The organism is Flavobacterium zhairuonense, from assembly GCF_004352915.1.
GTDB classification, from domain to species: domain Bacteria; phylum Bacteroidota; class Bacteroidia; order Flavobacteriales; family Flavobacteriaceae; genus Flavobacterium; species Flavobacterium zhairuonense.
This window is the reverse complement of the sequence record NZ_SJSY01000068.1, coordinates 177,623-191,647: the sequence shown is the minus strand read 5'-3', so window position 1 is coordinate 191,647 and position 14,025 is coordinate 177,623. Positions and strand designations below refer to the sequence as shown.

Below are 14,025 nucleotides of genomic sequence, written 5' to 3'. Positions count from 1 at the left end.
TTTAATCATGGAAAACTTCGACTGGACATCCTTTACAAAGACAATAGCAATTAAAGCTAAAATAAGTGACATTTACAATGCTTGGACAATTGCAGATGAACTAGAAAAATGGTTTCTGGAAAAAGTTTCTTTTTTTAATGATAATCAGAAACCAATTGATAAAGACCAAAATGTTTCAGAAGGCTTTACTTATGAGTGGCTTTGGCATTTGTACAAAGATTCAATGTTGGGAAAAATAACTACTGCAAACGGAAAAGATTATTTGCAGTTTACATTTGAGGGAAATTGTCTCGTTGATATAAAATTGAGCGAAACCAATAGTTATACGATAGTGGAACTCCGTCATCATAATATTCCAACAGATGATTATTCAAAACAATACATCAGACTTGGCTGTTCAAACGGTTGGCATTTTTATTTAACCAATCTGAAATCGGTTTATGAAGGTGGATTGGATTTGCGTAATAAAGACGAAAATTTAAATCCGATGATTAATAATTAAATACAAAAAACCGATAAAACATTTTCTAATAAAAGACAATTTAAAAACTGGACTTTTAAACACATAAAGTTTGGACTTTATAACAAAACAAGTTTGTCACTTTTACACTGAACTTTGCAATATTAAAATTAAAAAAATGACAAATTCAGAAAAAAGCAAAACGGTTTTGGTTACAGGCGGTTCAGGTTTTATAGCCGTTCATTGTATTTTAAAATTACTTGAAGAAGGTTATTCAGTAAAAACAACCCTTCGTTCGTTAAACAGGCAAGATGAAGTAAAACAAATGCTTAGAGTTGGTGGCATCAATATGTTTGATAATCTTTCGTTCATTGAAGCCGATCTCTCTAACGACAAAAATTGGGATGAAGCAGTTCACGGTTGCGAATTTGTCTTGCATGTTGCCTCTCCTACTCCGGTGATTCAATTTACTCATGAAGACGAATTAATTAATCCCGCCAAAGACGGTGTTTTAAGAGTCCTGAAAGCTTCTAGAAATGCCAATGTAAAACGAGTGGTTCTAACTTCTGCCTTCGGCGCTGTCGGCATGGGGCACAAAAACCGCAAAACCCCATATACCGAAGAAGACTGGACAAACATTGACAGTAATATTCATGCTTATCAAAAATCTAAAACCATTGCAGAACAAACTGCTTGGGAATTTATAAAAAATGAAGGCGGTGATCTTGAACTTTCAGCAGTAAATCCGGTTGGTGTCATGGGACCATTATTGGGGCCAGATTATTCGCATTCGCATCAAATGATCAAACAAATGCTGGACGGTGATATCAAAGCTTGTCCAAAAATCAGTTCTTGCTATGTTGATGTGCGCGACGTTGCTGATTTACATTTGCTCGCTATGACACATCCTAAAGCAAAAGGGGAACGATTCTTAGCCACTACAGGAGATGTTTTATCAATGCTTGATGTTGCCAAAATTTTAAAAAATAAATTAGGCACCAATGCTGAAAAAGTTCCAACAAAAGAGCTGCCTAATTGGGTTTTAAAAGCAAGCGCTTTGAAAAAACCTTCGTTGAAAATGCTGGTAACTTTACTTGGCCAATACATGCAGGCAAGCGGAGAAAAAGCAAAAAAAACACTAAATTGGTCTCCTCGTTCAAATGAAGAAGCGATCTTGGCAACAGCTGAAAGTTTATTGAAATTAGGTCTAATCAAAAAATAAAAAGATGAAAGTAATCATAACAGGAGCTACAGGAATGGTTGGTGAAGGTGTTTTATTCGAGTGTTTAGCCAACAAAAATGTAACAGAGGTTTTGATCGTAAATCGCAAGCATTACAATCTCGATCATCCTAAATTAAAAGAACTTCTTATTCCTAACTTTTTGCAATTAGAAAATTTCTCAGAACAATTAAAAGGCTATGATGCCTGTTTTTACTGTGCTGGTATTAGTTCAATTGGCATAAAAGAAGAAGAGTTTACCCGCATTACTTATGATACTACACTTTCTTTTGCAAAGCAACTATTCCAGTTGAATCCTGCTACCGTTTTCAATTTTGTTTCCGGAAACAGAACAGATAGTTCTGAAATAGGAAAGGTTATGTGGGCAAGAGTAAAAGGAAAAACAGAAAATGCACTTATGAAATTATATGGCAAAAATCAATATAATTTTCGCCCTGCAATAATGAAAGCAACTAAAGGACAAGTTAACGTCAAAAGGGTTTACAAAATCCTGGCACCAATAATTGCTCCATTTTTTCCTCAAAAGACATTGACACTTCAACAAGTAGGTCGTGCAATGATCAATGCAGTATTGAAAGGATATCCAAAACAAATTTTGGAAGTAGATGATATTAGTCAATTGGCAAAACAATAAAATTCCAGAAGATGAAAGAAACTGCTATATCTGCCTGCTATGTGAATCCTTCACTTAATAACGAGCAATTCGTTCCTGAACATTGTTTTATGTATCTTATTTCGGGTTCAATGCTAGCTTATGACGGAAACAAGGAATATAAAATTAAACCCGGAGATTTTGGTATTGCCAGAAGAAATCATTTGACAAAATATACTAAACAACCTGATAATGGCGAATTTAAAAAAATCTACGTTTTGTTTGAACAGGATTTTTTAAGAGAATTTAATGAAAAATATCAATTCAAAGTCGAAAACGAAAAACCTGCAAATGGTATTATAGCTTTAAGCAAAAATGAATTAACTAAAAACTTTATTCAGTCGCTTACTCCATACTTCAATGAAAAAGGCACAATTGACGAGCAGTTTTTAAATGTAAAACGCAGTGAGTTACTACTTGTATTATTAAAAGCGAATCCAGAACTGGCCAATATTTTATTTGATTTTAGCAATCCCGAAAAAATAGATCTAGAAGCTTTTATGATTCGAAATTTCAAATTCAATGTAAGCATAGAACGTTTTGCGTATCTAACAGGACGCAGTTTATCGGCTTTCAAAAGAGATTTCGAAAAAACATTTAATGCCACTCCTAGTCACTGGCTGGTTCAAAAACGACTCGAAGAAGCGTATCATCTAATTGATAAAAAAAAACAGAGACCATCTGACATTTATCTCGATTTGGGCTTTGAGAATTTTTCTCATTTTTCGTTTGCATTCAAAAAAATGTTCGGACATTCGCCAACGCAGCTTATTGAAAAGAAAAAAAGCAACAGTTAGAATCTATTAAAGCAGGAAAATATTTTTCTGTGCTTTTTTATTTGATAACTAAAAAATCAATCTTTGTGTGGCATATTAAAAAATCTTCTTTTTAATTTCTCATATTTTTTTATGAAACAAAAACTTTTACTATTACTCTCAATTCTAATTTATAGTTGTAATAACGCCGACATAAATGATGCAAATAAAAGAAATGAAAACTGGGTTTATTGGGTAGATTCTAAGACTGGTGAAGCGTCTTGGATTCCTGTGAAAGATCAAACTACAGTGAAAGATGGAAAATACACTTCATTTTATTCCAAAGGCACAATTTATGAAAAAGGAAAATTAAAAAACGGTAAAAATATCGATACAATTTATTGGTACGATCAAAATGAAAAACTCATTCATTATGCGCTCGTCAAGTCTGGTAAATTCATTCAATATTATGTAAATGAAGGACTTTATGTTTCCTATTTTCAAAACGGGAAAGTTTTTGAAAAAGGCATTGTGAAAAATCATAAAATGAAAGATCAGTGGACTAGATATTACAACAATGGCAATATCGAATGGATGAACGATCTTAAAGATGGAACAGGCAAAAAAATATGGTATTTTGAAGACGGACAAATGTCTGCAAGCACTAACTATGTCAAAGGTAAAATAGAAGGAGAAAATAAACATTGGTTTGAAAATGGTCTAGTTAAAGAAATCTCTTATTGGAGTAATGGAATGCAAAATGGCGTATTTGAAAGCTACTATGAAAATGGAAAACTGGAACAGCGAACAAGTTGGAAAAATGACAAACCCGAAGGGCTTAGTGAAAGATGGTATGATAACGGCTACAAAAAAAACATCCAATTTCTAAAAGACGGAAATATTGATGGAAATGGCAAACAATGGTATCCTAATGGCAAATTACAAGCAGATCTAAACTATATTTCAGGAAAGAAAAATGGAAAAGCATTTAAATATCATGATAATGGAAATCTTCAAGTCGAAGGAAGTTATAAAAATGACAAGCAAGAGGGAGTTTGGAAATGGTACGATGATAAAGGAAAATTTATTCAGAAAGATATTTATGTCGATGGAGAATTGATCGAAATTCAGAAATAATTTTTAGATCGTTTAAATAATTATATAAAAAAACAAGAAAACTGAGCATTCATTTTTTTCAATACAAAAGAAAAGCTTAGAATCTTAGTATCTTAGAACCTTTGCCCCTTTCCAAAAAAATTCCCTAATTTCGCTCTCCAATAAGAAATGAAAAAATGAAGGTCTGTATTGCTGAGAAACCAAGTGTCGCACGTGAAATTGCATCCGTTTTGGGTGCCAATACCAAGCACGATGGCTATTACGAAGGCAACGGTTATGCAGTGACCTACACATTTGGGCATTTGTGCACCTTGAAAGAACCCAACGATTACAAACCGCACTGGAAAAGCTGGGATTTAAATAACTTGCCAATGCTTCCTGAAAAGTTTGAGACTAAAGTCGTTCAGAATTCGGGAATCCAAAAACAATTCAAAATCATTAAAAGTCTTTTCGACAAAGCCGAAGTGGTCATAAACTGTGGGGATGCTGGACAGGAAGGAGAATTAATTCAGCGCTGGGTAATGAACGAAGCGCATTACAAAGGCGAAATTCAGCGTTTATGGATTTCATCTTTGACAACAGAAGCGATCAAAGAAGGTTTTGAAAACTTAAAACCCTCTTCAAATTACGATAATTTATTTTACGCCGGTTTTTCTCGAGCGATTGGAGATTGGCTTTTAGGCATGAATGCAACGCGTTTGTATACCGTAAAACATGGCGGTTACAAACAAGTTTTGTCTATCGGGCGTGTACAGACGCCAACACTGGCGATGGTTGTAGATCGTTTTAGAGAAATTGAAAACTTCAAACCACAACCGTATTGGGAATTGCAGACCTTGTATAGAGAAACACTTTTCAGTTATGAAGAAGGTCGTTTTTTAAACAAAGAAGACGGAGAAATTCTAGCCGAAAAAGTAAAAGAAAGTGATTTCGAAATTGTTTCTGTTGACAAAAAAAACGGAAACGAGTATGCCCCGAAGCTTTTTGATTTAACAGGATTGCAAGTTTATTGCAACCAAAAATTTGGATTTTCTGCAGAAGAAACACTGAAAATCGCACAAACTTTGTATGAGCAAAAAGTAATCACTTATCCGAGAGTTGATACGACTTTTTTGCCAGGAGATATTTATCCGAAAGTGCCAGGAATTCTGCAAAAATTAACGAATTATGCCGAATTGACTCAGCCCATTTTAGAGAAAAAAATCAAGAAATCGCCAAAGGTTTTCAACGATAAAAAAGTAACCGATCACCATGCAATTATTCCAACCGGAATTCAAAATAATCTGCCATACAATCAACAGCAGGTTTATGATATAATTACAAAACGTTTTATTGCCGTTTTTTATGATGATTGTCTAGTTGCCAACACCACCGTAATAGGAAAAGCAGCCGAAGTAATGTTTAAGGCAACAGGAAAAGAAATCCTGAAAAAAGGTTTCCGCGTTGTTTTTGAAGATCCAAATGCGAAAGAAAAAGAACCAGATTTATTGCCGAGTTTTGTTGTGGGCGAAAAAGGGCCGCATGAGCCTTCGTTTCTTCAAAAAGAAACCAAACCGCCAAATCAATTTACGGAAGCAACTTTATTGCGCGCCATGGAAACTGCTGGAAAACAGGTTGATGACGAAGATTTGCGTGAATTGATGAAAGAAAACGGAATCGGGCGTCCGTCAACGCGTGCGAATATTATTGAAACGCTTTTTAAACGTCAATATATTGTCCGAAATAAAAAACAGGTTTTGCCTACTTTAACTGGAATTCAATTGATTGATACGATTCAAAATGAATTAGTAAAATCGGCTGAACTTACGGGAACTTGGGAAAAACAATTGAAAGATATCGAAAAAGGAACTTTCACCGCTGCTGCCTTTATCCGAAACATGAAAAGAATGGTTGAAGCTTTGGTTTATGAAGTTCGAAGCGAAACCAAGCACGCCAATATTTCGCATGCCGCAACAATTCAAAAACCTGTCGCAAAAACAGAAAAGGAGAAAAAGAAGACTTCTGGAATTACAGCCGAAACTTGTCCTAAATGCCAAAAAGGAAATCTGATTAAAGGAAAATCGGCTTTTGGATGCAGTGAATACAAATCGGGTTGTGATTTTGTGTTGCCTTTTGTTTTTCATGACAAAAAAATCACTGAAGCTCAATATTTAAGATTGGTTCAGAAAGGTTCAACCGTAAACATAAAAGGTTTTAAAACTGATTCTGGAACGGTTGAAGGTCTAATTCGTTTTGAAGAAAACTACAAACTGAAATTAGAGCCAAAGAAAACCGAGAAAAAAGCAGAAACTAAAGAAAGTTCAGACTCTTTGACTTGTCCAAAATGCAAAAAAGGAACCATCCTAAAAGGCAAAACTGCGTATGGTTGCGCCGAATATAAATCGGGTTGCGATTTCAAAGTGACTTTCGACGAAGTTAGAGCGAAACTAAAAGATCAAAAACCTACTAAAGAGTTAGTTTACTCTATTTTGAGTGAAAGCTTTTAAGTTATTTCGCACAGATTTAAAAAGATTTTTAGTACCTATTAATAAATTTTAATCTGCTTAATCTGCCAAATCTGCGAGAGACATAAATTATTCTTATTTTCAAATCAATCTCTAAAAATCGGTATTATTCGTAGCAAACATTTTTTTCTTATTTTAGTACTTCAATACAAAATCAAAACGGAAAAATATGTTTCAGAAAATTACCCTTATCGCCCTAATTATAGCTTTTGTTTCTTGCCAGAAAAAAGAAACGATTGAAAAAGACAAAATCAAAAAAGCCGATTGGTTGATTGGAAATTGGGAAAATACTTCTGATGAAGGCATTTTATCCGAAAACTGGCAAAAACTTAATGACAGTACTTTTAGCGCTTCATCTTATTTTATTAAAGGAAAAGACACGCTGCATTTTGAAACTATTATTTTGGCTCAATTGGGTGAAACATTGACCTATAAAGCAACTGTAAGAGGTCAGAATGAAGACAAACCCGTTTTCTTCCCTTCGACTTCTGAAACGGATCAAAAATTAGTTTTCGAAAATCCGAAACATGATTATCCCCAAAAAATCACTTATACAAAGGGTCCAAACAATACTTTGACTGCTGAGATTTCGGGAAATTTAAATGGTAAACCAAGTTCTGAAAAATTTGTGATGACTAAAAAATAACATTTTCTAATAAGCCATGATATGAAAATAAAAATCCTACTATTTGTAAGCTTTTTTGCAACATTAACCAACTTGCAAGCACAAAGCATTATTGCTAAAATAAATTTTCAAAACAAAAATTTAATATTTGGGAGCTTAAATAAAAATTTATACTCCCTGAATAGCGATACAAAAAATACAAATTGGATTTTTAATGCTGAAAATGAAATATATAGTCAAGCAGAAATTAAAGAAAACAAGATTTTCATTGGTGATGCTAATGCGATGATTTATTGCATTGGAGCTGATGGAAAACAAATCTGGAAAATAAACCTTGGCACCTACAGCCCTATAGCCAACAAACCAACGCTGATAGATAACAATCTTTATGTTACATCGGCATCCAGTTTATTTATTCTTGATCCTCGAGATGGTTCAACTCTTGGTAAATTCTATGCTGATGCGCCAATCAGTTCTCCTGTTTCATTTAAGGATAATTCGATTTTTATTGGTGATACAAAAGGAAAAATATATAAACTGAGTTTGCAAGGATCTTTAGTCGAATCTTATCAATGCGCTTCTGCGGGTATTTTTGGAAGAATAATAGTGGATCAAAACAATCTTTTTTTGGGCAGCAACGATATGAATTTTTACAAATTCAGTTTAGACGAAAAGAAAATTGTTGCAAAAGCAACTACAAATGAATGGGTTTCCTCAACTCCAGCAATTGATGGAAATTTTATTTTCTTTGGCAATGACGGAGGCTTCTTTTATTGTCTTGACAAAACAACCATGGCCACAAAATGGAAATTTAAAGCCAATGCTAGTATTCGCACAGAATCGCTTGTAAGTGGCAATAAAATCATCTTTGGAAGTGATGATAAAAACCTTTACGTTTTAGATAAAGCTACAGGAAAACTAATCAAGAAATTTCCAGCAAAAGAAAAAATAAAATCAAGTCCTGTACTGATTGAAAATGCTATTTATTTTGCAGATGAATCTGGTGAAGTGTATAAAATAAGTACTGATTTAGCGACAATCAAATCGGTTTTTAAAACAACAGGACAAAATTCAGATGCATCACCAAAAGTGATTGAAACAGCTAAGAAGTAATTTTTTCAATTATATAATCATAAATAAAGAATTAAAGAACACAATCAATTGATATAATTTGAAATATAAATACAATTATATTAGAGCTACGATGATTTTTTGTCTCATAGGTGTCATTATTCCAGGATTTACTGTTATTCTTTTAGTTTGTGGTCAGTTCATTCTACAAAAACTAGGAATGGAATGCACCTTAATTTGGAAAACATTTTGGGCACTTTCTTGGATTGGAATGATTTCGCTTCCTGTTTTAATGCTTAAAAAACTTAGGAGTAAAGAAACAGAAACTTCGGAAAAACTGAGAACATATCTGATTTTCTTCAATTTTTTTGAATACTTTTTTATTCAAACTGCACTTAGTATATTTTTTACAACTGCAGATATTTTATGTTATGGTTCGGGTGGTCAAAACGGAATTGAATTGGTTTTTACAGCTTGGCTTGCTTTACCAATTCTGATAATTTTTAGCTACATTTTTGAATATCATACTGAAACTACAATCGAGAATGAAAAATAATAAAACTCAGTTTCTAAAAACCTCAGCATCTTAGAAGCTAAAAAAAACTACTCATTCTCCCCGATTTTATTGACCATGAAAATCATCAGAATACCTAAAAGCGCCATTACTAGAAACGCCCATTTCATACTTAAATATTCAGAAATAAAACCAACCATTGGCGGAACCAATAAAAACCCCAAATAACCAATTGTAGAAATCGAAGTCAACGCCGAACCACTGCTTAAATTTGATGATCTTCCGGCAATGCTAAATACCAATGGAACCACACAAGAAACGCCAAATCCAATCAACATATAACCAAAAATAGTTGGATAAACATAAGGCAGGATAAAACAAATTCCGAAACCTACTGTAATTAAGATTCCGCTATAAAGCAAGATTTTTTTAGTTCCAAATTTCATTACACCATAATCACCAAAAATGCGTCCTAAAGTTACAGCTGTAGCAAAAAACACAAACGCGGCGCTGGTTAATTTTGGCGACGCTTTTAGTATATTTTCGAAATAAATTCCGCTCCAATCATACATGGTATTTTCGCAAGCCATTGAAACGAAACAAATCAAAGCAAATTTGACTAAGTTTTTTTCGGGCATTGAAAAGAATTTCTTTTTAACTGGAACTGGTTCATTATGAATACTCATAGGATAAAAACAAGCCGTAAGCGCCATCATAAAAACACTTACACCCAACAAATGATGTGCAGGCGAAATATGTTGCGTTACCATTACATAGCCCAATCCAGCGCCTGTAAAAATGGCAATACTCCAAACGGCATGAAAACGTGTTATAATCGATTTTGGATATAATTTTTGCACTTCGAGCGATTGTGCATTAATCGACAAATTGAAAATATTTCGGGATGCCCCAAAAATCAAAAGCACAAGAACCAACTGCCATACAAAAGCCACCAAACCAGGCAATGCAAGTACAATATTAAACATAATTGCGCCTAAAAGCATAATGTAGCGGCTGCTGTATTTGTTCAATAATTTTCCTGTAAATGGCATTGTAAGCATCAATCCAATCGGAAAGGCAAATAATACTGCTCCAAATTGTGCTTCAGACAAATGCAATTGGGCTTGTATGTGCGGAATTCTGGAAACCCAAGAAGAATAGCCAATTCCAGAAAGGAAAAAAAATACAGTGTTTGCTATTCGATATCCTTTGGGTGTGTTTTGATACTTTTTTAAGAAAGGTAAAATCATGAAATCAATTTTCTGACTGCAAAATTAAGGCTTTTAAATTTTATCTAACTACAACTTTGAATAAGAATTCCCTTTAATTACCCACAAAACCAACATTTAACAATTTCATCAACAATTGATAAAAATAAAAATTGTTAAAATTATTTTAATTTCTACATTTGTACTGTTTTTATTTATTCTAAATAAAATTAATTACAAACCAATTAAATAATTCAATGACTTACACTATGCTGAAAACTTCTCGTTTTCTATTTTCAATCAGTTTTTTATTTTCGTTTTTAAGCATTTTTGCACAGCAAAACAGTGGAAAAATAAAAGGAACTATTACAACTTCAGATGGCGATGCTGCCGCTGGAGTGAATATCATTTTAAAAAATTCAAAATATGGCACCACAACCAATGATGATGGTACATTTGAATTTAACCGAGTAAAAACAGGGACTTACACACTTCAAATTTCTTTAACAGGCTATGAAACTTCTGAAAAAGAGGTTATGGTTACAGAAAACGAAACCAATACATTAAACCTGCAACTTAAAGTTTCAAATAAAGAACTTCAAGAAGTGGTAATTAGCGGCAAAAAAAGCATCGTTTCTAAAAAAACAGATTATGTTGCCAGAATGCCTCTGAAAAATCTCGAAAACCCGCAAGTTTACAGCGTGATACACAAAGAACTTTTACAGGAGCAAGTTGCTGTAGATATTAGAAGCGCCGTTCAAAATTCGCCTGGTGTAGTTTCAATCAGTTATCCTTCTGGAGGAGTTGGCGTGATTTTTAGAGGATTCTCAACTGGAGTAAATGCCAGAAATGGAATGGAAACGGCTTCTGGGCGTTCTTCTGTAGATCTTGGGAATGTTGAGCGAATTGAAATTATGAAAGGTCCATCGGGAACTTTATTTGGTTCATCTGTTTCTTCATTTGGAGGAGTTGTGAATTTGGTGACCAAAAAACCTTTTGAAGCAACTGCGTCCGAAATATCTTATACAGCAGGAAGCTACAATCTTAACCGACTTACAGCAGATGTAAATACACCATTAAATAAAGACAAAACTGTTTTGTTCCGAATCAATATGGCTGTTAACAGGGAGAAAAGCTTCTTAAATTACGGCTTTAACAATGCATTTCTTTTTGCCCCAAGCTTAACTTATAAGGCATCAGAAAAACTTACTTTTAATTTTGACGCCGAACTTTATAATGTAAACAATACACGCCGCACTTACAATACTTACGCGACAACTTCAGGAATAACAAATCCGAATGATTTGAAAATTGATTACAGAAAATCGATGTTCCATGACGACAACGATGCAAAAACAACAGCAACTAAAGTTTTTGCTCAGGCAGAATATGAAATTTCAGAAAATTGGAAATCGACAACCGTTTTCTCTTTTGTGGGCGAAGATGTAGAGCGCAGTTATCAAAGTTATGCGGTTTGGAGTTCTCCAACTCAAGTCGCAAGAAGAGTTGGACTTTGGGGGCCAATCTACAACAACTACACCAACATTCAGGAAAACTTAAACGGAAAATTTAATACCGGAAGCATCAAACACAAATTCTTGGTTGGTTTAAATTACAGACTTTTTAGTGGCTCTTTTTCTGGCGGAACTACTTTCACTCTTGACAATATTGATGTTACAACAAACTTCGCTCCCATTAGAAGAAAAGCTGTTGATGCTGGCCTAGTACTGACAACATCTCCTGTTGCTGATCAAAAAACTTTCAGTGCTTATGCCTGCGATGTTATCAATTTTACAGATCGTCTTTCTGCAATGCTGAGTTTGCGTTTGGACAATTTTGACCGCGAAAAAGTTGGAACTGTCGAAGGGTATCATCAAACTGCATTATCTCCAAAACTTGGATTGGTTTACGAACTTGTGAAAGATCAAGTTTCATTATTTGGAAATTATATGAACGGTTTTCAAAATATGCAACCTGTTACACAACCAGATGCAACTCAGCTAGTTTTGGATCCGATTTATGCTGTACAATACGAAGGAGGAATTAAAGCCGAAGCATTTCACAAAAAATTAAGCGGTTCTGTAAGTTATTACAATATTACAATTGATAATGCGACAAGATTAAATGCATCTGGATTTACAGTGCAAGATGGAAAACAAGTGAGCAAAGGTTTTGATTTTGAATTAATTGCTAACCCAATCAACGGATTCAACATTGTTGCTGGTTACGGCTATAATGACAATAGAATCGTAAAAGCTTCTGATGCAACTATAGAAGGAAATAAAGCGACAGGTTCTCCCGAAAATGTTTTCAACTTTTGGACTTCTTATACTTTCCAAAACAAATTAAAAGGCTTAGGAATTGGTGCAGGCGCAAATTATGTGGATAAAAATTACTTTACTGCAGATAATACTTTTTATATGCCATCTTATACAACTTACAATGCATCTGTTTATTATGAACAATCTTCTTGGAGAATTGGTTTGAAATTCAACAATATCAGCAATGAAAGATACTGGGATTTTTGGGGAACATCACAAGCTCCAACTAACATTTTGGCAAGCTTGACTCTTAAATTCTAAATTTAAATTCATAAAAAAGCACCTCCACTCAATCAAGAGGTGCTTTTTAAAATAAGAGCAATTTAAATCTAACTGCTGGATCATAAACAAACATGACATTTAAAAATTTTATAAAAAAAATACATTTATGGCTGGGATTGTCTTCTGGCTTAATTGTGGTTATACTAGGCATTACAGGCTGTTTATATGTTTTTGAAGAAGAATTACGCCCTATTGTCCACGAATATTATTATGCTGATCAGGTAAAAGCAAAAAAACTGCCTGTAAGCCAACTTATAAAAATTGCTGAAGAAGCAAATGCAAAAATTCATCCGAATCAAAAACTTTCTGGCGCCCGAATCATTAATGATGATAAACGTACCGCTATCGTCTGGTTTTTTGAAGAATTAGATAAAGATGCTGTTTGGTACTGGAATCGGTATCAAAATACATATGTTTACCTAAATCCGTATACTGGAACTGTGCAAAAACTTGAAGAGTATAATTTTGAGTTTTTTGTTTTTGTTCGAATGTTGCATCAAACGCTTTGTTTGAATAGCGAAATTGGCGACCCGATTGTTGGAACTGCAACCATTATTTTCATCATTTCGTTGATTACTGGCCTAATACTTTGGTGGCCAAAAAATAAGCAAGCTGCAAAACAGCGTTTTTGGTTTCGATGGAAAAACACGACTCAGTGGAAACGCAAAAATTATGATTTACACAATATTCTGGGTTATTACATGATGTTTTTCGCCTTAATTATCGCACTAACCGGACTCGTTTGGGCTTTTGAATGCTATGACAAAGGCGTTCAATGGATCTTTAACGGAGGTAAAACAGTTGAAAAAGAAAAATTAGTTTCGGATACCACACAATATATCAAAAATACAGCCACGGACAAAATATTCACGGCAACCCGAAAAGCAAATCCTAAGGCTAAAAGCTATTATTTGTTTATTCCAAAAGAAGATGATTCATTGGCCACTTTTCAAGCATTCGTGCGATATAAAAATCGCTTTGATGACGTATCAATGGAATTTGATCGCTATACTGCCAAAAACTTAAAAATCACTACGTACAATGACAAAAGCGGCGGCGAAAAATTCAGATTTATAAATTACGATTTGCATGTAGGAAGCATTTTGGGCTTTCCTGGAAAAGTATTAGCCTTTTTTGCCAGCCTTGTATGTGCCAGTTTGCCTATCACAGGTTTTTTAATTTGGTGGGAACGAAATAATAAAAAGAAAAAAACTTCGGCTAAATCATCTTAAAAATAAACTTTTATAGTTATTATTAATATTTATTCTAAATAAGAA

At 33.9% G+C, this 14,025-nt stretch carries 12 protein-coding genes; 11 read left to right on the top strand and 1 reads right to left on the bottom strand.

All coding sequences use genetic code 11. From position 1 onward, the window contains the following. The first annotated feature begins 7 nt into the window (after positions 1 to 7). The 9 genes from EYY60_RS06680 to EYY60_RS06640 all read left to right on the top strand — a co-directional run bounded on the left by EYY60_RS06680 (position 8) and on the right by EYY60_RS06640 (position 8,979). On the top strand, positions 8 to 502 hold the full coding sequence (locus EYY60_RS06680) for an SRPBCC family protein (protein WP_132988608.1): 495 nt from the start codon (positions 8 to 10) through the stop codon (positions 500 to 502). Positions 503 to 638: 136 nt separating this feature from the next. Further along, a complete protein-coding gene (locus EYY60_RS06675) occupies positions 639 to 1,682 on the top strand; it encodes an SDR family oxidoreductase (RefSeq protein ID WP_132988607.1) in 1,044 nt (347 codons plus the stop codon). 4 nt (positions 1,683 to 1,686) lie between these two features. Next, the gene (locus EYY60_RS06670; protein WP_132988606.1) at positions 1,687 to 2,334 is read left to right on the top strand and encodes an NAD-dependent epimerase/dehydratase family protein; all 648 of its coding nucleotides are present in this window, start codon (positions 1,687 to 1,689) and stop codon (positions 2,332 to 2,334) included. A gap of 11 nt (positions 2,335 to 2,345) precedes the next feature. Beyond that, the gene (locus tag EYY60_RS06665) at positions 2,346 to 3,149 is read left to right on the top strand and encodes a helix-turn-helix domain-containing protein (RefSeq protein WP_132988605.1); all 804 of its coding nucleotides are present in this window, start codon (positions 2,346 to 2,348) and stop codon (positions 3,147 to 3,149) included. Positions 3,150 to 3,260: 111 nt separating this feature from the next. Further along, positions 3,261 to 4,244, top strand: coding sequence for a toxin-antitoxin system YwqK family antitoxin (locus EYY60_RS06660; protein ID WP_132988604.1), 984 nt, complete (start codon positions 3,261 to 3,263; stop codon positions 4,242 to 4,244). Positions 4,245 to 4,399: 155 nt separating this feature from the next. Then, entirely contained in the window at positions 4,400 to 6,709 is a 2,310-nt protein-coding gene (locus tag EYY60_RS06655; RefSeq protein ID WP_132988603.1) for a type IA DNA topoisomerase, read from the top strand. Between the two features lie 187 nt (positions 6,710 to 6,896). Then, complete coding sequence (locus EYY60_RS06650) at positions 6,897 to 7,373, top strand: DUF6265 family protein (protein ID WP_132988602.1); 477 nt, start codon at positions 6,897 to 6,899, stop codon at positions 7,371 to 7,373. Between the two features lie 21 nt (positions 7,374 to 7,394). Continuing rightward, entirely contained in the window at positions 7,395 to 8,465 is a 1,071-nt protein-coding gene (locus EYY60_RS06645) for an outer membrane protein assembly factor BamB family protein (protein WP_132988601.1), read from the top strand. A 178-nt stretch (positions 8,466 to 8,643) separates the two neighbouring features. After that, the gene (locus EYY60_RS06640) at positions 8,644 to 8,979 is read left to right on the top strand and encodes a hypothetical protein (RefSeq protein ID WP_132988600.1); all 336 of its coding nucleotides are present in this window, start codon (positions 8,644 to 8,646) and stop codon (positions 8,977 to 8,979) included. Between the two features lie 47 nt (positions 8,980 to 9,026). On the opposite strand, the gene EYY60_RS06635 is transcribed toward EYY60_RS06640, so the two are convergent. Beyond that, positions 9,027 to 10,187 carry an MFS transporter gene (locus tag EYY60_RS06635; RefSeq protein WP_132988599.1) on the bottom strand — a complete coding sequence of 387 codons (1,161 nt, stop codon included), beginning with the start codon at positions 10,185 to 10,187 and terminating at the stop codon, positions 9,027 to 9,029. 227 nt (positions 10,188 to 10,414) lie between these two features. Between EYY60_RS06635 and EYY60_RS06630 the strand changes: the two genes are divergently transcribed. Together EYY60_RS06630 and EYY60_RS06625 are read left to right on the top strand one after the other, a co-directional pair. Continuing rightward, complete coding sequence (locus EYY60_RS06630) at positions 10,415 to 12,727, top strand: TonB-dependent receptor (RefSeq protein WP_235832299.1); 2,313 nt, start codon at positions 10,415 to 10,417, stop codon at positions 12,725 to 12,727. A gap of 92 nt (positions 12,728 to 12,819) precedes the next feature. After that, entirely contained in the window at positions 12,820 to 13,980 is a 1,161-nt protein-coding gene (locus EYY60_RS06625) for a PepSY-associated TM helix domain-containing protein (RefSeq protein ID WP_132988597.1), read from the top strand. Positions 13,981 to 14,025 lie beyond the last annotated feature (45 nt).

Excerpts from the sequence above, each read along its gene's own strand:
- EYY60_RS06680 (WP_132988608.1), top strand. The coding sequence starts at position 8 with ATGGAAAACTTCGACTGGACATCCTTTACAAAGACAATAGCAATTAAA.
- EYY60_RS06675 (WP_132988607.1), top strand. The coding sequence starts at position 639 with ATGACAAATTCAGAAAAAAGCAAAACGGTTTTGGTTACAGGCGGTTCA.
- EYY60_RS06670 (WP_132988606.1), top strand. The coding sequence starts at position 1,687 with ATGAAAGTAATCATAACAGGAGCTACAGGAATGGTTGGTGAAGGTGTT.
- EYY60_RS06665 (WP_132988605.1), top strand. The coding sequence starts at position 2,346 with ATGAAAGAAACTGCTATATCTGCCTGCTATGTGAATCCTTCACTTAAT.
- EYY60_RS06660 (WP_132988604.1), top strand. The coding sequence starts at position 3,261 with ATGAAACAAAAACTTTTACTATTACTCTCAATTCTAATTTATAGTTGT.
- EYY60_RS06655 (WP_132988603.1), top strand. The coding sequence starts at position 4,400 with ATGAAGGTCTGTATTGCTGAGAAACCAAGTGTCGCACGTGAAATTGCA.
- EYY60_RS06650 (WP_132988602.1), top strand. The coding sequence starts at position 6,897 with ATGTTTCAGAAAATTACCCTTATCGCCCTAATTATAGCTTTTGTTTCT.
- EYY60_RS06645 (WP_132988601.1), top strand. The coding sequence starts at position 7,395 with ATGAAAATAAAAATCCTACTATTTGTAAGCTTTTTTGCAACATTAACC.
- EYY60_RS06640 (WP_132988600.1), top strand. The coding sequence starts at position 8,644 with ATGGAATGCACCTTAATTTGGAAAACATTTTGGGCACTTTCTTGGATT.
- EYY60_RS06635 (WP_132988599.1), bottom strand. The coding sequence starts at position 10,187 with ATGATTTTACCTTTCTTAAAAAAGTATCAAAACACACCCAAAGGATAT.
- EYY60_RS06630 (WP_235832299.1), top strand. The coding sequence starts at position 10,415 with ATGCTGAAAACTTCTCGTTTTCTATTTTCAATCAGTTTTTTATTTTCG.
- EYY60_RS06625 (WP_132988597.1), top strand. The coding sequence starts at position 12,820 with ATGACATTTAAAAATTTTATAAAAAAAATACATTTATGGCTGGGATTG.